16 protein-coding genes are annotated in these 17,814 nt (G+C 63.0%); 7 read left to right on the plus strand and 9 right to left on the minus strand.

All coding sequences use genetic code 11. The annotated features are described in order from the left end of the window. A partial coding sequence (locus V6M61_RS03785; RefSeq protein ID WP_332775232.1) for a gamma-glutamyltransferase family protein occupies window positions 1-1,458 on the minus strand: 1,458 nt, incomplete at its 3' end. A 184-nt stretch (window positions 1,459-1,642) separates the two neighbouring features. After that, window positions 1,643-2,605 (minus strand): Bug family tripartite tricarboxylate transporter substrate binding protein, encoded by a 963-nt coding sequence (locus V6M61_RS03790; RefSeq protein WP_332775233.1) that lies wholly within the window; start codon window positions 2,603-2,605, stop codon window positions 1,643-1,645. Between the two features lie 104 nt (window positions 2,606-2,709). Between V6M61_RS03790 and V6M61_RS03795 the strand changes: the two genes are divergently transcribed. Next, window positions 2,710-3,582 carry a LysR substrate-binding domain-containing protein gene (locus V6M61_RS03795; RefSeq protein ID WP_332775234.1) on the plus strand — a complete coding sequence of 291 codons (873 nt, stop codon included), beginning with the start codon at window positions 2,710-2,712 and terminating at the stop codon, window positions 3,580-3,582. Window positions 3,583-3,594: 12 nt separating this feature from the next. On the opposite strand, the gene V6M61_RS03800 is transcribed toward V6M61_RS03795, so the two are convergent. The 7 genes from V6M61_RS03800 to V6M61_RS03830 all read right to left on the minus strand — a co-directional run bounded on the left by V6M61_RS03800 (window position 3,595) and on the right by V6M61_RS03830 (window position 11,248). After that, entirely contained in the window at window positions 3,595-4,887 is a 1,293-nt protein-coding gene (locus V6M61_RS03800; RefSeq protein WP_332775235.1) for a DUF3422 family protein, read from the minus strand. Window positions 4,888-5,013: 126 nt separating this feature from the next. Further along, window positions 5,014-6,531, minus strand: a complete 1,518-nt coding sequence (locus V6M61_RS03805) for a tripartite tricarboxylate transporter permease (protein WP_332775236.1) — start codon at window positions 6,529-6,531, stop codon at window positions 5,014-5,016. 10 nt (window positions 6,532-6,541) lie between these two features. Then, window positions 6,542-7,030 (minus strand): tripartite tricarboxylate transporter TctB family protein, encoded by a 489-nt coding sequence (locus V6M61_RS03810; RefSeq protein ID WP_332775237.1) that lies wholly within the window; start codon window positions 7,028-7,030, stop codon window positions 6,542-6,544. A 130-nt stretch (window positions 7,031-7,160) separates the two neighbouring features. Continuing rightward, window positions 7,161-8,963: a GspE/PulE family protein gene (locus V6M61_RS03815; RefSeq protein ID WP_332775238.1), complete on the minus strand. Its 1,803-nt coding sequence runs from the start codon at window positions 8,961-8,963 to the stop codon at window positions 7,161-7,163. A 46-nt stretch (window positions 8,964-9,009) separates the two neighbouring features. Then, window positions 9,010-9,780 (minus strand): spermidine synthase, encoded by a 771-nt coding sequence (locus V6M61_RS03820; protein WP_332775239.1) that lies wholly within the window; start codon window positions 9,778-9,780, stop codon window positions 9,010-9,012. Then, window positions 9,780-10,391: a DNA-deoxyinosine glycosylase gene (locus V6M61_RS03825; protein ID WP_332775240.1), complete on the minus strand. Its 612-nt coding sequence runs from the start codon at window positions 10,389-10,391 to the stop codon at window positions 9,780-9,782. The genes V6M61_RS03820 and V6M61_RS03825 overlap by 1 nt, the downstream gene beginning before the upstream one ends. Before the next feature lie 11 nt (window positions 10,392-10,402). Then, window positions 10,403-11,248: a TatD family hydrolase gene (locus V6M61_RS03830; RefSeq protein WP_332775241.1), complete on the minus strand. Its 846-nt coding sequence runs from the start codon at window positions 11,246-11,248 to the stop codon at window positions 10,403-10,405. 146 nt (window positions 11,249-11,394) lie between these two features. Between V6M61_RS03830 and V6M61_RS03835 the strand changes: the two genes are divergently transcribed. The 6 genes from V6M61_RS03835 (at window position 11,395) to V6M61_RS03860 (ending at window position 17,770) form a co-directional block, all read left to right on the plus strand. Then, on the plus strand, window positions 11,395-12,462 hold the full coding sequence (locus V6M61_RS03835) for an extracellular solute-binding protein (protein WP_332775242.1): 1,068 nt from the start codon (window positions 11,395-11,397) through the stop codon (window positions 12,460-12,462). Window positions 12,463-12,595: 133 nt separating this feature from the next. Beyond that, window positions 12,596-13,741: an ABC transporter ATP-binding protein gene (locus V6M61_RS03840; RefSeq protein ID WP_332775243.1), complete on the plus strand. Its 1,146-nt coding sequence runs from the start codon at window positions 12,596-12,598 to the stop codon at window positions 13,739-13,741. Between the two features lie 61 nt (window positions 13,742-13,802). Continuing rightward, window positions 13,803-14,639 (plus strand): ABC transporter permease, encoded by an 837-nt coding sequence (locus V6M61_RS03845; protein WP_442957723.1) that lies wholly within the window; start codon window positions 13,803-13,805, stop codon window positions 14,637-14,639. A 151-nt stretch (window positions 14,640-14,790) separates the two neighbouring features. Then, window positions 14,791-15,660, plus strand: coding sequence for an ABC transporter permease (locus V6M61_RS03850; RefSeq protein WP_332775245.1), 870 nt, complete (start codon window positions 14,791-14,793; stop codon window positions 15,658-15,660). A 150-nt stretch (window positions 15,661-15,810) separates the two neighbouring features. Then, window positions 15,811-16,719: a S1C family serine protease gene (locus V6M61_RS03855; RefSeq protein WP_332775246.1), complete on the plus strand. Its 909-nt coding sequence runs from the start codon at window positions 15,811-15,813 to the stop codon at window positions 16,717-16,719. Between the two features lie 85 nt (window positions 16,720-16,804). Next, window positions 16,805-17,770, plus strand: a complete 966-nt coding sequence (locus tag V6M61_RS03860) for an AAA family ATPase (RefSeq protein ID WP_332775247.1) — start codon at window positions 16,805-16,807, stop codon at window positions 17,768-17,770. Window positions 17,771-17,814 lie beyond the last annotated feature (44 nt).

The following is a 17,814-nucleotide window of genomic DNA, read 5'->3' on the forward strand; positions in this document are numbered from 1 at the left end:
GCCGCGCACCGTGGTCTGGTTCATCGCGGCTTCAACGTTGATCTCCAGGCCGGCGTTGTAGCGCCAGCGCGGCGCGTCGCAGGCCACCTGCGGACTCTGGCGGTAGTCCAGCATGCGCACCAGCGTCTGCATGTGGCCCTGCGGCTGCATATTGGCCCCCATCACGCCGTAGCTCATCACGGGCTGGCCGTCTTTGGTGAGGAAGGCCGGGATGATGGTGTGGAAGGGGCGCTTGCCCGGTGCGACCTGGTTGGCACCCGGCTGCAGGCTGAAGCCATGGCCGCGGTTTTGCAGGCTGATGCCGAACTCGGGCTCGACGCAGCCCGAGCCAAAGCCCATGTAGTTGCTCTGGATGAAGCTGACCATCATGCCGTTTTCATCCGCGGCGGTGAGGTAAATGGTGCCACCCTTGACCGGGTTGCCTGCGCCAAAGTCCTGTGCCTTGTTCATGGCTATCAGTTTGGCACGGGAAGCGAGGTAGGCGTCATCGAGCATTTGCGCGGGGGTCACCTCCATTGACGAGGGCTCGGCCACGTATTTGTAGACATCGGCAAACGCCAGCTTCATGGCTTCGATCTGCAGGTGCTGGGAATCCACGCCGTCCACGGCCAGCCCGGCGACATCGAATTTGTCCAGAATGCCCAGCGCAATCAGGGCCGCAATGCCCTGCCCGTTCGGCGGGATTTCGTGCAGGGTGTAGCCGCGGTAGTCTTTGGCGATGGGCTGAACCCATTCGGGTTTGTAGTTTTCAAAGTCTTTCGCCGTGATGCTGCCGCCGTTCTGCGCGGAGAATTTTTCGATTGATCGGGCAATGGCGCCGCCGTAATACGCCGCACCCTTGCTGTCCGCGATGGCTTGCAGGGCCTTGGCCGCGGCCTTGAACTGGAACAGCTCACCCACCTTGGGCGCGCGGCCCCATGGCAAAAAGGCTTGGGCAAAACCGGGTTGCGATTGCAGCTCGGCCGTAGCGGCCGCCCATTTCTGCTGCACCACGGGCGGCAGCAGATAGCCGCGCTCGGCAATTTCAATGGCGGGCTCCATCAGGTCGGCAAACGGCAGCTTGCCAAAGCGCTCACTCAGCGCAACCCAGCTGCCCACGGCGCCGGGTACGCTGACAGCATCCATACCGCGTTTGGGCGGCGTCTGGGCGTCTGCACCGTACTTGCGCTTGAAGTAGTCGGGCGTCCAGCTCTGCGGGGCGCGGCCCGATGCGTTGAGCCCATGAAGCTCCTTGCCGTCCCACAAAATACAGAAGGCATCGCTGCCCAGGCCATTGCTGACCGGCTCGACAATGGTCATCATGGCGGCCGCCGCTATGGCGGCATCCACCGCATTGCCACCCTTGAGCAGCATGCGCAGGCCGGCCTGTGCGCCCAATGGGTGGGAGGTGGAGACGACATTGCGTGCAAACAGGGGAAGGCGGGTGGAGGTGTAGGGATTGCTGAAGTTGAAGTTCATGAGGGACCTGTCCAAAAAATTACCGAATTTACTCAGCAGTCCGAAAGTAGTGCGACATACTTTGTCATCCTGAGCGCAGCGAAGGATCTCGGTATGCTGGCAAGATTCTTCGCGTTGCTCAGAATGACAGCATGGGCGGCGTCGCCTTCGTCACGGACCGCTGAGTAATTAGGAGCGCGCTCAATCACTCCGCCGTGATTTTGCGCTCTGCAATGATTCTTTTCCACTTGGCCGTATCGCCTTTCACCATCGCGGCAAACGCCTGCGGCGTGCCGCCGGTGGGCTCGGCGCCCAACCTTGCGAAACGGTCTTTCACATCGGACTCGGCCAGTGCCGAGTTCACCGCCTGATTGATCTTGCCCATCAAGTCTGCCGGCAGCCCTTTGGGGCCATACAGGCCAAACCAGGTGACCGACTCGAACCCCGGGAGGGTCTCGGCCACCGCCGGCATATCGGGCGCCAGCGCCGTGCGTTTCAGGCTGGTCACCCCCAGGGCGCGCAATTTGCCGTCCTTGACGTGCGGCATGCCGGTCACCAGCGAATCAAACAGTACATCGACCTTGCCGCTGATCAGGTCCGGCATGGCCAGCGCCGTGCCACGGTAGGGGATGTGAAGAATAAAGGTCCCGGACTGGGCCTTGAAATACTCGGTCGTCAAATGGACGATGGTGCCGTTGCCGCTGGACGCATAGTTCAAGCGCCCCGGGTTCTTGCGGGCATGGTCGATGAGCTCGCGCATCGTCTTTGACGGTGAGGCGTTGGGCACCAGCACAATGTTGGGCGAGCTGGCTACGTAGGCAACCGGTGTGAAATCCGCCTCGGCGTTGTACGGGATCTTCGGATTGATGGCTGGCCCGATGCTGTGGGTGCTGGACGTGGCCAGCAAGAGCGTGTAGCCGTCCGCAGGCGACTTGGCAGCCGCATCGGCGCCAATCGTTCCGCCGGCACCGGGGCGGTTGTCGACGATGACCGTCTGTCCGATTTTCTCGCCCAGTTTCTGTGACAGTGCGCGCGCCAGAATGTCGGTCGCGCCTCCCGCCGGGAACGGCACGATCATGCGAATCGGTTTCTGCGGGTAAGGCTGAGCCCAGGCGGCGCCAAACAGCGTGGCCGTGATCAAAAGCAAGGCGGGTGGGAGTTTTCTCATGGGATGGGCCTCAGGCAATTCCTCCATTATCGAAACCGCTACAAAAAAGCAAAAGCGAATATTGCTTTAATTACACTAAATTAATTCTTTATCATTGCGGGACCATGAGCAGCATTCGCGTCCTCAAGACCTTCATCGCGGTGGCCACCGAAGGCTCGTTTGCCACGGCCGCGAACCGCGTGGCGCTGACGCAGGCCGCCGTGGGCCAGCAGATGCGCACGCTCGAAGCCGACCTCAAGCGCCCGCTATTCGAGCGCCAGGGCAAGGTGGTCACGCTCAACGACACCGGGCGCGAGCTGCTGCCCGTGGTGCGCAGGCTGGTGGCGCTGTATGAGCAGATGCTTGCCAGCCCGCCCTCGCCCGAAGCCATGTCGGGCACGGTGCACCTGGGCGCCGTGGTGTCGGCCGTGCGCCCGCTGATCCAGGCCACGCTGGCGCTCAAGGACCGGCACCCGGCCCTGGAAGTGCATGTCACGGCCGCCAAGTCGATCGAGCTGCTCGCGCGCGTGGAGTCGGGCGAGCTCGACGCTGCCATTGCCGTGCACGAACCGGGCCAGGGCCGACCCGGCCTGGCCTGGACCGCGCTTTATACCGAGCCCATGGTGCTGCTGGTCAACCGCGGCGTGCCCGACGCGCCGCTGCGCACCCTGCTGCAGAGCCACCGGTTCATCCGGTTCGACCAGAGCCAGCATACAGGCCGTCTGGTCGAGCAAACGCTCAAGAAACTTCGGGTCAAGCCGCAGCAGTTCCTCGAACTCAACGCGGTCGAAACCATTGTCGAACTCGTGCGCTCGGGCCTGGGGCTGGCGATCCTGCCACAGCTGCGCGACAGCCGCTGGCAGAGCGACCCGAAGCTGCGCGTGATCGGGATCGCCCCAGCCGCGCAGAGCCGGGAGATCGCGTTGGTGCAGGTCCGCACGAACCCCAAGGCTGGGTTGATCGGCGCGGTGGCGCGCGAACTTCAGGCCAGGCTGTAGCCGGCCGGCCTGTCAGTCCTTGAAGACCGTGAGATGCAGCCGGCGCAGTGACCACCAGACGCCGAAGGCCACCACGGGAATCGCCCAGGCCGCCGTGCTTTCCGGGCTCCAGGGCCAGCCCATCGACTGGGCGCCCTTGGCCAGGTAGCTCACCAGGCCCACGATGTAGTAGGTGATCGCCGCGACCGACAGGCCCTCCACCGTGGCCTGCAACTTGAGCTGCAGGTCCTGGCGCTGGTTCATGGTCGCCAGCAACGCCTGGCTGCTTTGCTGCTGCTCGATCTCGACCCGGGTGCGCAGCAGGTTGCTGATGCGCGAGACGCGCTGCGACAGCGCATCCTGGCGCCGGGTCGCCCACTCGCAAGTGCTGCGCGCCGGCGTGAGGCGCCGGTCCATGAACTCGCGTATGGTCTGCAGTCCGGCCAGCCGCGACTCGGCGATGTCGCTGATGCGTTTGTCCAGCAACTCGAAATAGGCCGCGCTGGCCGAGAAGCGCGAATGGGTGGCGGCGTACTGGCTCTCCACCTGGCCGGCGAGTCGGGTCAACCGGTCGAGCAACTGCGGCTCGTCGTCGCGAGCGGCCGCGCGGATAGCCTGCGCCAGCTCGGCCAGCTCACGCTCGGCAAAGGCCAGCACGGCAGCGGCTTCGCGCGCGGCGGGCAAGCCCAGCAGGGCCGCCATGCGGTAGGTCTCGATCTCCAGCAGGCGCTGCACCAGCCGCCCCAGCCGGCGCTGCGTCATGCCGCCGACCAGCAGCACCATGCGGGCAAAGCTGTCGGCATGGATGGCGAAATCGGTGTAGACCTCGCCATGGCCATCGGCCACGGTGGAAGCGACCAGGGTGTCCTCGTGCAGCACGTGCTTGACCAGCGACGCGGTACCGAAGGTGTTGGTGGGCAGTACCCACAGGTGCAGGCTGGCCAGGCACTGGCCCGGCAGCGCGGCCAGCCAGTCCTGGGGCACGGCCTCCAGCGCGGTGGCGGGCTCGCGCTCGCCAAAGCCTGTTGCCTCCAGTGGACGCATGAAGGTATAGGTCACGAATTCCGTGTGCAGCTCCCAGCGCAGCCGAAACGAACCGATGTCCATGCGGATGTGGGTGGACTGGCCATCGGGCTGCGGCAGGTGGTGGTCGCGCAGCAGGGTCGCCACATGGCTGCGGCTGGCTTCGCGCTGAGCGGCGTCGCACACCATGACGATGTGCGAGATCGCCAGCGGTGCGTTCATGGCCTCGGGCGGCCGGGCGTGGATTTCATTGTGCAGCGCCGCCCTTTGCGGATGCTGCTGCAGGTGATTGTTCAATTGCATGGTGCTCTCTTCACCAACATTGTGACGCAGAGAAGTTACAGCCCGGGTACAGCCCCTATGAAAAAAGGCACCCGAAGGTGCCTTTTGTTTTGTTTGGCGAGGGACATCAGCCCCAGGCGTTCGTCCTTAGGCCTCTTCTTCGTGGAACGCTTCCTCGCGCTTGGACTTGACGGCCGGCAGCAGCACGATCACCACCAGCAGCAATGCGGCCGCCAGCAAACCGGCGGACAGGGGGCGCGTCACAAACACGCTCCAGTCACCACGCGACAGCAGCAGCGCACGGCGCAGGTTTTCTTCCATCATGGGGCCCAGGATGAAACCCAGCAGCAAGGGGGCCGGCTCGGCGCCCAGCTTGGCGAACAGGTAGCCAATCACGCCGAAGATGCCCACCATCCAGATATCCCAGGTGTTGTTGTTGGTGGAGTAAACCCCAATCGCACAGAACAGCACAATCGCCGGGAACAGGAAGCGGTACGGAATCGTCAGCAGCTTGATCCAGATGCCGATCAGCGGCAGGTTCAGAATCACCAGCATGGCGTTGCCGATCCACATGGAGGCAATCAGGCCCCAGAACAGTTCGGGGTTGCTGGTCATCACCTGCGGACCCGGCTGGATGTTGTGAATGGTCATGGCGCCGACCATCAGGGCCATCACGGCGTTGGGCGGAATGCCCAGCGTCAGCAGCGGAATGAAGGAGGTCTGCGAGCCGGCGTTGTTGGCGGACTCGGGTGCGGCCACACCGCGGATATTGCCCTGGCCAAAAGGCACCTCACCGGCCCGGCCCTTGATTTTTTTCTCGACCGTGTAGGCGGCAAAAGCCGCCAGCAAGGCGCCGCCACCGGGCAAGATGCCCAGTGCAGAACCCAGGGCAGTACCGCGCAGCATGGCGGGCGCCATGTCCTTGAAGTCCTGCTTGGTCGGGAACAGCCCGGAGACCTTGGCCGTGAATACCTCGCGCTCATGCTCAGGTTGTGCCAGGTTGCTGATAATTTCACCGTAGCCGAACACGCCCATGGCGATCACCACAAAGCCGATGCCGTCGGTCAGTTCGGGGATGTCAAAGCTGAAGCGGGCCACGCCGGAGTTCACGTCGGTGCCGACCAGACCGAGCAGCAGACCCAGCACGATCATCGCAACGGCCTTGATCAATGAACCCGAGGCCAGCACCACCGCGCCGATCAGGCCGAGAACCATCAGCGAGAAATATTCGGCCGGGCCGAACTTGAAGGCCAGCTCGGTCAGAGGCGGCGCAAACGCCGCCAAAATCAGGGTGCCGACACAACCGGCGAAGAACGAGCCAATGCCGGCTGCCGCCAGCGCCGGGCCCGCCCGGCCTCTGCGCGCCATCTGGTAGCCATCGATACAGGTCACCACGGATGAAGACTCACCCGGCAGGTTCACCAAAATGGCGGTGGTTGAGCCGCCGTACTGGGCGCCGTAATAGATACCGGCCAACATGATCAGCGCCGAGACCGGCGGCAAGGCATAGGTGGCGGGTAGCAGCATGGCGATGGTCGCCACCGGGCCGATGCCTGGCAACACGCCAATCAGGGTGCCCAGCACGCAGCCGACAAAGGCATAGAGCAGGTTGATGGGCGTGAACGCCACGCCAAAACCCAAGGACAAGTTTGCAATCAGATCCATTTTCTTTTCCTTAGCCGGTAATGAATGCAGGCCACACCGGGAATTGCAGCTTCAGCGCAACAACGAAGGCGAGGTAGCTGCCGATGGCCAGCACGGTGGCCAGAATGAAGGTTGCCTTGAATTTCCAGCCGGCTTCCGCCATGCTGGCGATAAAGACCAGGGCATAAATGGCAACGATCAGGCCCATGGCCGGCAGTTTGATGCTGGGCAAACCGGCCAGCAGGATGCCGAAGATCACGTTGGCCGCAATGATGAAGAACAGCGGCTTCCAGGCCCATTTGCCGATTTTTTCGCCGCCTTCGGTCTCAACCACCAGCGCTTCAAACGTGATGGCGATCCCCAGAACGGCCAGCAGGATGCCCAGCATGAGCGGGAAATAGCCAGGGCCCATGCGGGCGCCTTCGCCAACGTTGTAAGTGGTGGCCCCCCATGCAAACGCCACACCGACGCCCATGAACATGAGGCCGGCGAAAAAGTCTTTTTGACTCTTGATATTCACGGCTTGTCTCCTTCGAAAAGATGTTTAACCGGTGGATTGTGCATTCAATCACCCAAGCCCCGCATGTGGCTTTCACCTATAGCGGGGCCAGGCACCGCAAGAAGCCGTTGCCAGAAGCCGTTATTGGGGCTCAGGACATCGGAGGCGTGGCTGACAGCGTTTCTTCGATGGTTGTCAGGCCCTCGGCCACCTTCAGGGCCCCTGCCAGCCGCAAGGGGCGCATGCCATCGGTGATGGCCTGACGACGCAGGGCATCGATATTGGGCTCTTTGGTGACCTTTTCCTTGAAGGCTTCCGTGACCGTCAGCAATTCATACAGCCCCATGCGCCCCAGAAAGCCGGTCATGCGGCAATCCACGCAACCGACCGGCTTGTAGGGACGGTAGCCGCCATTGATTTGCCAGGGCTTGACGACTTCGACCAGCGTTTCACGCGAGGCGCTGTCGTCCCGCTCCCGGCAATTGCCGCACAGGGTGCGCACCAGACGCTGCGCCAGTACACCCAGCACGGTCGCGTTGATCAGGTAGGACGGCACGCCCAGCTCCATCAGGCGCGAAATCGCGGAAGGCGCGTCATTGGTGTGCAGCGTGCTGAACACCAGGTGCCCGGTCAGCGCCGCCTGAACCGCCATTTCGGCCGTCTGCAGATCGCGGATTTCGCCCACCATGATGATGTCCGGGTCCTGCCGCATCAGCGCACGCAGCCCCTCGGTGAAATCAAAATCCAGGTGCGACTGGACCTGCGTCTGGTTGAACGCCGGCTCTATCATTTCGATCGGGTCTTCAATCGTGCTGACGTTGACCTCCTCGGTCGCGATGCGCTTGAGTGTGGAGTACAGCGTGGTGGTTTTCCCGGAGCCGGTCGGGCCGGTGACCAGGATGATGCCGTAAGGCTGTTTGACGAGATGCTCCCAGCGCTGGGCATCATGCTGCGAAAAGCCCAGCGCATCGAGGTCCTTGACGGTCGTGTCCGGGTCAAAAATGCGCATGACCATTTTTTCGCCAAATGCCGTGGGCAGCGTTGACAGGCGCATCTCGATTTCATCGCCGCGCGGATTGCGCGTCTTGATGCGGCCATCCTGCGGGCGGCGCTTCTCGACCACGTCCATGCGCCCCAGCAGCTTGATGCGCGCCGTCATGGCGTTGTGAACCGCCATCGGCAACTGGTACACCGGGTGGAGCACCCCGTCGATGCGAAAGCGGATCACGCCCTGCTCGCGGCGCGGCTCCAGGTGGATATCGCTGGCGCGCTGGTCAAACGCGTATTGCCACAGCCAGTCCACCACCTGCACCACGCCCTGGTCGTTGGCGTCAAGCTGCTTGTTGGTTTTGCCCAGCTCCACCAGTTGCTCAAAACTGGCAGACCCCGAATTGCCCCCGGCTTTCATCGCGGCCTTGACCGATTTGGCCAGCGCGAAAAACTCTGCGGTGTACTTGGCAATTTCCAGCGGGTTGGCGACCACCAGGCGCACGCTGCGCCGGGCCTGACGCTCCACCTCCGACACCCAGTCGGTGATGAAGGGCTCGGACGTGGCCACCACCACTTCCTTGGGCGTGACCTGCACCGGCAGCACCTTGTGGCGCTCGGCATAAACAGCCGACATGGTGTCGGCCACCTTGCCCACATCGACCTTGAGCGGGTCAATGCGCAAATAACCCAAGCCGGCGCGGCCCGCCAGCCACTGGGCGATGGTGTCGATGTCCAGCGGCTTGCCGTCGGCAACACGCGTCATGCTGACACTGGCCAGCCGGATCAGGGGATGCTGGGCGCTTTGCACCTGCGAGCAGCGCGCAATGGTGCGCTGGGCTTCAGCCGCGCTGATCACGCCATCGTCACCGAGCCACTCGACCAGCTTGCGCCAGTCCAGTGGGCCGGCATGAACGGTTTTGGCATGGGGCCCGGACGGGTGTTTGGGGGGCGTCACTGCACTCATGGCGGCACTTTACCCTAACCCCCGTCCGGCGCCACCGGAAAATGCGTCAGGCCACCGGGCTGAACAGCCTCAGCCACTTCCTGGCAGGCAGGTCCCAGCGCGAATCGATCACCTCCGCACGCTTGACCAGCTCATCGCGGGCTGGGCGGCTGGGCTGGCGTTGCGCCACGACAATGGTGTTGCCTTCGCGGGTCGGCTTGAAAGCCCAGACCGCTTGCGCGCCAAAGGCCTGCGCGATTTTTTCCAGCGACCGGTCATAACTGGAGTCGCGGCCAAACAGGTTGACCGTCATCACGCCGTCTTCGGTCAGCAGGTTTTTGCAGTCGGCATAGAAGTCGGCGCTGTCCAGCACGGGCGCCGCAGCCTCGTGGTCATAGAGGTCAACCTGCAGGGCATCGACGCGGCCCAGATGCTCATCCTTGCGGATTTCAAGCGCCGCATCCGCCTGGATCACACGCAACCTCAGGTCATCGCGCGGCAGCTTGAACCAGACCCGGCAGGCAGTGATGACCTGGGGGTTGAGCTCCACGGCGGTGGTTTTCATCCGCAGCTTCTTGTAGCAGAACTTGGTCAGCGCCGCGGACCCCAGACCCAGTTGCATGGCGTGCCGCGAAGCAACGCTCTGCGGCTCGACGAACAGCAGCCAGGCCATCATGCGCTGGACATACTCCAGCTCGATCTCAAACGGCGCGTCCAGCAGCATGGAGCCCTGCACCCACTCGGTGCCCAGATGCAGATAGCGCACGTCGCCGTAGTCTGAAAAATTAACCTCGGGCAGGTCAGCCGCTGCAGTTTTCAATGTGTCTTTCTTCGCCATCAAATCAATCCATGCTGTTCAAAAACCTCGCGCCAGGCGGCGAGTTTGCGTTCAAACGACCAGGACGCATTGGCCGGGCTGGTCGAAGGTAATTTATAGATATAGACCCCCACGCTTGTCGCTTCGCGTACTGCGCTGCCCCCCGAGGGGGCTGTCCGACCTTGGGGCGGCCCGGCGGTCGGACTTCCCGCCTCTACGCTTGCCACTGCGTTTGCTGCGCTGGACGTGGTGCCAAGGGCCGCGACAACCTGGCGTGAATGCTTGAAACTTTCTACACCATTATGGGCGATGGCCTCAAGCTGCGGGCAGCGCAGCGCCAGGCTGGCGAAATCGTTGACCTGCGGATGGCGGATACGGCTGTCCAGGCTGCCTTCGCGCTCGCAGGCCGCGTAAACATCCCACAGTCCGAGTTGCCTGGACAGCAGCCATTCGCTCCTGATTTGATAGCTGTCTGCGCACGTTCCATAAGGGCTATCACCAAAAATGGCTTTCAAAATTTTCCAGAAGTGGTTTTGCGGGTGCCCGTAGTACTGCTGGACGGCCAGGGATGCCGCGCTGGGAAAGCTGCCCAGAATCAGCAGGCGCGTCTGCCTGGAGACCAGCGGCGGCAAGCCCGTCAGCATCACAGCAGGCCGCGCAGCTTGGGCAGGGCAGCCGCGGCATTGGCGGCGGTCGCCAGGGCCAGCGCTTGCGGCGTGATGCCGCGCAAGCCGGCCACCACCTGGGCAATGCGTGGAAGCTCTGCGGGCTCATTGCGTCCCTGCGGCTGGCCCGATGCGCGCTGCTCTGCCGTTTTGTACAGCCAGTGCGGCGGAATGTCCGGTGCATCGGTCTCCATCACCAAGACATCCAGCGGCAGCGTGGCGGCCAGCCGCCTGAGCTGTTGCGCGAGCTCAAAGGTCACCGCCCCCCCGAAGCCCAGCTTGAAGCCGAGTTTGACAAACGCCATCGCCTGCTGCTCGCTGCCATTGAACGCATGGGCAATACCGGACCACCCGCGGCCTTCGGGTATCAGCTCACGCAGATGCTTGAGCAGTTTGTCGGCGGAGCGACGCACATGCAGGATCACCGGCAGACCATGCTTGCGCGCCAGCTTGAGTTGCTCGCGGTAAAAGTACTCCTGCCGCTCACGCAAGGGACTTTGCGTGAGTTCGGGCACAAAGAAGTCCAGCCCGATTTCACCGACCGCCACCAGGCGCGGGTCGGTTTGTCTCAGCGCCAGTTCTGCGTCCAGCACCTTCAGGTCCTCGTCGTTGGCGCGGGCGACACACAGCGGATGAATCCCCAGGGCATAGCTGTCTGCGAACTGGTGCGCCAGTTCACGCACCGCCGCAAAATTGGAAACCTCAACGGCGGGCAGCACGCAGTGCACCACATGGCCGGCCGCAGCCCGCGCGCGGATGGCCGCAACTTCTGCCGAAAACTCCGCAGCGTCAAGGTGACAGTGGGTGTCAATCCAGGTGGTCATATAGGGAAAACACTTTGTCCAAGCCCAACCTGTTGATATTGACACAAAAATGAAATGGGAACACGCTATGCTTTTTTCGGCAGGGGCCTGCAGATTTTTGCAGGGTCGCCCCATCAACTTCCACCTCAGCACCCAAGGAAATCCGAATGAAACCATCACGCACAATGATTGCAGCCGGGCTTGTCGCCATGGGCTTGTCGGCTTCCGTTCTGGCACAGGACCAAAAACTGCGCCTCATTACCTGGGCCGATTATGTGCCGGCCGATGTGGTGGCGCAGTTCAAGAAGGAAACCGGTATTGATGTCGAGATCACCCTGTCCAACAACGAGGAGATGATCTCGAAATTGCGCGCCACCGGCGGCGCAGGCTTCGATCTGGCACAACCTTCGCAAGACCGCATCACCGGGCCCCAGCAGGAGTTCGCGCTGTACAAGCCGATGGATTTGACCAAGATCAAGTCCGAGCTGTTCCTGCCTTCCATGCTCGATGCGACCAAGAAAAACACCACGCTGGCCGGCAAGGTGTATGGCCTGCCGCACATCTGGGGCACCGATGGCCTGGTGGTCAACACCAAGCTCGCCAAAATGGGTGACTACCCCGATCTGTGCAAATCCGACGTCAAGGGCAAAACAGCCGTTCGCCTGAAGCGCCCCACGCTGCTGGCCTTTGCGTTTGCCGCGGGCAAGGACCCCTTTGCACTGTACAAGGACCCCAAAGCCTATGGCGCCCTGATGGACGAAGTCGGTAAAACCATGATCGCCTGCAAAAGCAACGTCAAGTTTTACTGGGACAACAAGGACCAATTGCTAAACGGCATGCGGGCCGGTGAAATCGTCGGCGCCATGATGTGGGACACCGGCGGCTGGAAGCTCAACAACGAAAAATCTGAAATCCAGTTCATCGCCCCCAAGTCCGGCGCACTCGGCTGGATCGACACCTTCGCCATTCCCGCCAAGGGCCGTAACGATGCCGCGGCCTATGCCTGGATCAACTTCAACATGCGACCGGAAATTGCAGCCAAGGTCGCCGGCTCTGCAGGCAACTTCACGGCCTCCAAGGGCGCTGACCAGTTGATGGACGCCAAGCTCAAGGCCCAGTTTGCCAGCAGCTTCCCCGAGTCTGCCCTGAAGAACGTCAAATGGTATCCCGCGGTACCTGCCGGCATTGAGGAAATTGAAGGCCGCGTGCTCGACCGCATCAAAGCCGCCAATTGAGTGGCCCCCCTGAGTCGCTTCGCGCCTTCCCCCCAAGGGGACGAAACCAGCGGCCCGGCAAAGCCGGTTCCGCGGTTTCTCTGGCCTTTCGCTCGTTGTGTGGCAAGCATCCATCCGCTGGCGAGCACAGTAGATGACTAAAGCAGGCGCGTCACCCGACTTGCAAGCCGAGCATGTCGGTAAACAGTACGCTGGTCAGCCCGCTGTAAGGGACCTGTCCTTCACGGTCGAGCGCGGCAGCTTTTTCTCCATCCTCGGCCCTTCGGGCTGTGGCAAGACAACGCTGCTGCGCATGATTGCAGGCTTTCTGGCCCCGGACTCGGGCCAGATCACCATTGGCGGGCGGCCCATGCATGGCGTGCCGCCCAACCAGCGACCGGTCAACATGGTGTTTCAGCACCTGGCCCTGTTCCCGATGATGTCGGTGGGCGAGAACGTCGGCTACGGGCTGGCACGCCGCGGATTGCCGCGCGCTGACATGGCCAAACGGGTGGCCGCCATGCTGGAGCGCGTGGGTTTGGCGGGCGCACAAAACAAGCGGGTTGACCAGTTGTCGGGCGGGCAAAGACAGCGGGTGGCGATTGCCCGCAGCCTGGTGCTGGAGCCCACGCTGCTGCTGCTGGACGAGCCCCTGGGCGCACTCGATCTCAAGCTGCGAGAGCACATGAAGCTCGAACTCAAGCAATTGCAGGCGGCTTTCGGCACCACCTTTGTCTACATCACGCACGACCAGTCCGAGGCCCTGGTGCTGTCGGACCGCGTCGCGGTCATGAACGCGGGACGCTTCGAGCAGGTCGGCACGCCGCAGCAACTCTATTACCAGCCCCGCACGCCTTTTGTGGCGGGCTTTGTCGGCGCCAACAACCGCATGGCAGGCCGTGCGACCGGCTCCAGCACCCGTGTTGGGCGAGATGAAGGCGACGTGGTTGGGCTCACCACCGCAGAAGGCTTGACGCTATGGGCCCGGCGCGGTGGGGCGGTCTGCGAAGGCGATGCCGTCGAGGCCTTTGTGCGCCCTGAAGCCGTCAGCCTGGCACGCGATGCCGGCGAACTGGCGGCAGAGCACCCGCGTTATGACGGCCAGGTGGAAAGCCTGCTGTTTGACGGTGCCAACTCGGCCGTGTTGCTGCGCGAGGCCAAGACCCGCGCAGAGTTTCGCATTGCATTGCCCCAGACCGGCCGCTTTGCCGATCTGCGCATTGGCGAAACCGTCGCCTTCAGCTTTGACCCGCAGCGGGCGGTTTGCTTTGCAGCGGGCGCTTCGGCCAATGCCCTCTGAAACTACTGCCACAGGCACAAGCGCTGGCACAACCAGTACGGCACAAGCCCGGCTGGTGTTCATGCTCCTGCTAGCGCCGGCGCTGATCTGGCTGCTTGGCCTGATCGTTTTGCCGCATATCGATCTGGCCGTCCTGTCGCTGCGCCAGCGTGTCGCGCCGGGGCAATACCAGCCCAGCCTGGCGCAGTACCGCATCTTTATTGAAGAGCCGCTTTACTGGCACACCTTTGTGCGTACCGCGCTCATGTCGATTCTGGCCACGTCCATCACCTTGCTGCTGGCTTTTCCGATCGCCTGGACCATCGCCAAGCTGGTGCGCGGCCACGCCAAATCCCTGCTGTTCATCCTGTGCCTGATCCCGTTCTGGGTGAGCGAGACCGTGCGCACCCTGGGCTGGATGATTCTGCTGCGCGAGTCAGGCGTGCTGCCTGCCCTGCTGGTGCAACTGGGCGTGACGGCGGCCCCTGTCGAGCTGCTCTACCGGGATGCCACCATTCTGGTCGGACTGGTCTACACCTCCATGCTGTTCATGGTGGTGCCCCTGATCGGCGCCCTGGAAAGCCTGGACGACTCGCTGATTGAAGCGGCCTACGATCTGGGCGGCACCGGCCTGTCCATACTGCGCCAGATCGTGATTCCCCATGCCGCGCCCGGCATTTTGGCGGGCTGCATCGTGGTCTTCATGCTCACGCTGGGCAACTACCTCACGCCCACGCTGCTGGGGGGCAAAAACTCGCTCTGGTTCACCGAGCAGATCTACACGCAGTTCATCACCCGGTTTAACTGGGAACAGGGCGCTGCTTTCGGATTTTTGCTGCTGGGCCTGTCCACCGCCATCGTCTGGCTGGGCCTGAAGCTGACCGGCCAGAAGTTCGGGGAAGTGATGAGGAAAACATGACACACCCCCGTTGCGGACTCACTTCGTGTAGCCGCCTCCCCCCTTGCAGGGGGCGACACCTGCGGCCCGGCAAAGCCGGTTCCGCGATGTCACTGGCATTTCACCGCCTGCGCCAACACTGCGGGTGCGCATCAGACTGGGGAATCATCGAATGATCGCATCCCTGCCCCGCCCGACCTGGCTGCGTGCCGGCACCGTCGCTTATGGCGTGGTGTTTTTTGCCTTCCTGTTTCTGCCGCTGGCGGTGGTGGCGCTGTTCGCCTTTAACGACGCCCCTTACCCGGCGCCCCCCTGGCGGAGTTTCACGCTGGACTGGTTTCTGGGCAACCGGGCAGGCCGGATAGGCCTGTTTGGCGATGCCCCCCTGATGGCCAGCCTGTGGACCAGCGTGGTCGTGGCCGGCTGGGTCACCGGCCTGGCGGTGCTGGTGGGCACCAGCAACGCCTTCCTGATTGAGCGCAGCCAGTTTCCCGGCAAACAGGCCCTGTCCCTGGTGATGCTCGCACCGCTGGTGATCCCGGGGGTGATTCTGGGCATTTCCGTCCTCGCCTTCGCGAGCCGGCTGGCGCAATTGGCGGGCGACACCCTGAACCTGGAGCTTGATTTTTTGCGCCCCGGCCTGCCGCTGGTGGTGCTGGGCCAGTTTTCCTACATCGTGTCGATCACCACACTGATCATCACCGCCCGCCTCAAGCGCTTTGACATCACGCTGGAAGACGCCGCCTACAACCTCGGTGCCTCCCGCGCGGCGGTTTTTGTGACGATTACCCTGCCTTATCTCAAACCTGCGCTGGTCGGCGCTGCGGCTATCGCGTTTTTGATGTCATTCGAGAATTTCAACACCACGCTGATGCTGGTCGGCTCGGACGCACCGCTCACCGTCATGATGTACGGACGCATGCGTGAAGGCGCCACACCGGTGCTCAACGCGGTCAGCCTGTTCCTGATGGTGGCCTCGGCCCTGCTGGCCCTGACACTGCTGCGCAGACCGGCCTCCGACCAAAAGAATCCCGCCACCTGAGCGGGCTGCGGCCTTGCAGGCTTGGCATGCACCGAAACCGCCTGTTACAGCGCCCCGTGATGGATCCGTAAATCCCGTGCAGGCGGGCGCAAGACGTGATACCGTCCACCTGTGGATTCCGGTTAACTCCATTACCTTGCAGGTGAACGGATGCGCAGGCCAGCCCTTTACAGCAGCTCCAGCCGTACCAGTCGCGACAGCCGCGGCGCCTCGCCTGCGCCAGCCACTGTCGCCCCCACTGCACCGGTACCCGTGCCCCCAGCCCCCCGGTTCTCTCCGAACAGCTTTCGCTGGCTCTGGTCCGTTATCGGGCTGCTGGCCCTGATGCTGGCGCTCACCCTGTCGCTGTCCCTGCGTCAGGCTCCGCGCAAACTCACCCAGGAGGACATCAACGCCGCCGTGCTGAAGACGCTGGAAACCGCCCCGCTGCCCTCTCCTGCAGCCAAGGCCTATGCCGCCATCCGCCCATCGGTGGTGCGGGTCACGGGCTATGGCAAAAACAAGGACGGCACGGAAAATGTTGAGCGCAGCGTCGGCACCGGCGTGGTGATCGTGGACAAGGGCATCATCCTGACCAATCTGCATGTGGTCCAGGGGGCTGAAAGTATCAAGGTGGTTTTTTCAGACGGCCTCGAGTCCGCAGCGACGATCACCGGCGTGCAGGTCGAAAACGACCTTGCGGTGTTGCAGGCACAAAAAATTCCCGACGACATGATTGCAGCCACCATGCGTTCCACCGCCGATCTGGCACCCGGAGACCAGGTCATGGCGGTAGGCTATCCGTTTGGCATTGGCCCCTCCGCATCAGCCGGGGTAGTCTCGGGTCTCAAACGCACTTTCCGCTCACCGGAAGGCAAACAGCTGCTGACCAACCTGATCCAGTTTGACGCTGCCGCCAACCCCGGCAACTCGGGCGGGCCGCTGGTCACCATGGACGGCGAAGTGGTCGGCATCGTCACCGCGATCTACAACCCGTCGCAGCAGCGCACTTTTGTCGGCATCGGCTTCGCCGTGCCGATTGAAAACGCAGCCTCGGCTGCCGGCATGCCTCCGTTTTAAGGAAGTCCGCATGGAATCACCTGTCCTTTCCTCCCCTGCCATTTCTCCTTCCCCTGCTCCTGCCGGCGCCGACACCGCGCAGCTCATGGAGCAGATCCTCTATGAAGTCAAGCGCGTGGTGGTGGGCCAGGACCGTTTTCTCGAGCGTGTCATGGTGGCCATCCTGGCCCAGGGTCATTTGCTGGTGGAGGGCGTGCCGGGTCTGGCCAAGACGCTCACGGTCAAAACCCTGGCGAACACCATGCGTGGTCATTTCAAGCGCATCCAGTTCACGCCCGATCTGGTGCCGGCCGATCTGGTGGGCACCCGCATCTACAACCAGAAAACCGGTGATTTCAGCACTGCGCTCGGCCCGGTGTTCACCAATCTGCTGCTGGCCGACGAGATCAACCGCGCACCCGCGAAAGTGCAAAGTGCGCTGCTCGAAGTGATGCAGGAGCGGCAGGTCACGATTGCCGGGGAAACACACAAGGTGCCCGAGCCGTTTCTCGTCATGGCCACCCAGAACCCGATTGAAACCGAGGGCACCTACCCGCTGCCCGAAGCCCAGGTGGACCGTTTCATGATGAAGGTGCTGGTGGACTACCCCACCGACGAGGAGGAGTTCGTGATTGTCCAGCGGGTGACCGGCCCGGCCGTCTCGGTTTCCACCGTGGCCACAACCGGTCAGCTCGCGGCCCTGCAAAGCGAATGCCGCCGCATCTATGTTGACCCCTCTCTCGTGCAGTACGCCGTGCGCCTGGTGTCTGCCACGCGCAGCCCTGAAAAACACGGCCTCAAGGAGCTGGCGCGCTTCATCACCTTTGGCGCCAGTCCGCGTGCCACGATCAGCCTGACTGAAGGCGCACGCGCGCTCGCCATGCTGCGCGGCCGCAACTACGCGCTGCCCGAAGACATGAGCGACCTCGTGCCCGACGTCCTGCGGCACCGTCTGGTGCTGTCGTATGAAGCGCTGTCGGAAGGGCTGAGTGCCGACACGCTGGTCAGCAAGATCATGGCCAAAATTCCAGCCCCCGCCAAGCCGCTTGAACATGAAAAGCTCGCCGCCTAGAATGAGCCCCCACGCTCCGCCGCTACGCGGGTCGCTGCCCCCCG

The sequence above is a fragment of the Polaromonas sp. genome (genome assembly GCF_036676035.1).
Classification (GTDB): domain Bacteria; phylum Pseudomonadota; class Gammaproteobacteria; order Burkholderiales; family Burkholderiaceae_C; genus Polaromonas.

Bases quoted from the DNA above. Each gene is read 5' to 3' on its own strand.
- V6M61_RS03820 (WP_332775239.1), bottom strand. From the start codon at position 9,780: ATGGCGAAGAAAGACACATTGAAAACTGCAGCGGCTGACCTGCCCGAG.
- V6M61_RS03855 (WP_332775246.1), top strand. From the start codon at position 15,811: ATGCGCAGGCCAGCCCTTTACAGCAGCTCCAGCCGTACCAGTCGCGAC.
- V6M61_RS03790 (WP_332775233.1), bottom strand. From the start codon at position 2,605: ATGAGAAAACTCCCACCCGCCTTGCTTTTGATCACGGCCACGCTGTTT.
- V6M61_RS03800 (WP_332775235.1), bottom strand. From the start codon at position 4,887: ATGCAATTGAACAATCACCTGCAGCAGCATCCGCAAAGGGCGGCGCTG.
- V6M61_RS03805 (WP_332775236.1), bottom strand. From the start codon at position 6,531: ATGGATCTGATTGCAAACTTGTCCTTGGGTTTTGGCGTGGCGTTCACG.
- V6M61_RS03835 (WP_332775242.1), top strand. From the start codon at position 11,395: ATGAAACCATCACGCACAATGATTGCAGCCGGGCTTGTCGCCATGGGC.
- V6M61_RS03815 (WP_332775238.1), bottom strand. From the start codon at position 8,963: ATGAGTGCAGTGACGCCCCCCAAACACCCGTCCGGGCCCCATGCCAAA.
- V6M61_RS03840 (WP_332775243.1), top strand. From the start codon at position 12,596: ATGACTAAAGCAGGCGCGTCACCCGACTTGCAAGCCGAGCATGTCGGT.
- V6M61_RS03795 (WP_332775234.1), top strand. From the start codon at position 2,710: ATGAGCAGCATTCGCGTCCTCAAGACCTTCATCGCGGTGGCCACCGAA.
- V6M61_RS03860 (WP_332775247.1), top strand. From the start codon at position 16,805: ATGGAGCAGATCCTCTATGAAGTCAAGCGCGTGGTGGTGGGCCAGGAC.
- V6M61_RS03845 (WP_442957723.1), top strand. From the start codon at position 13,803: ATGCTCCTGCTAGCGCCGGCGCTGATCTGGCTGCTTGGCCTGATCGTT.
- V6M61_RS03850 (WP_332775245.1), top strand. From the start codon at position 14,791: ATGATCGCATCCCTGCCCCGCCCGACCTGGCTGCGTGCCGGCACCGTC.
- V6M61_RS03830 (WP_332775241.1), bottom strand. From the start codon at position 11,248: ATGACCACCTGGATTGACACCCACTGTCACCTTGACGCTGCGGAGTTT.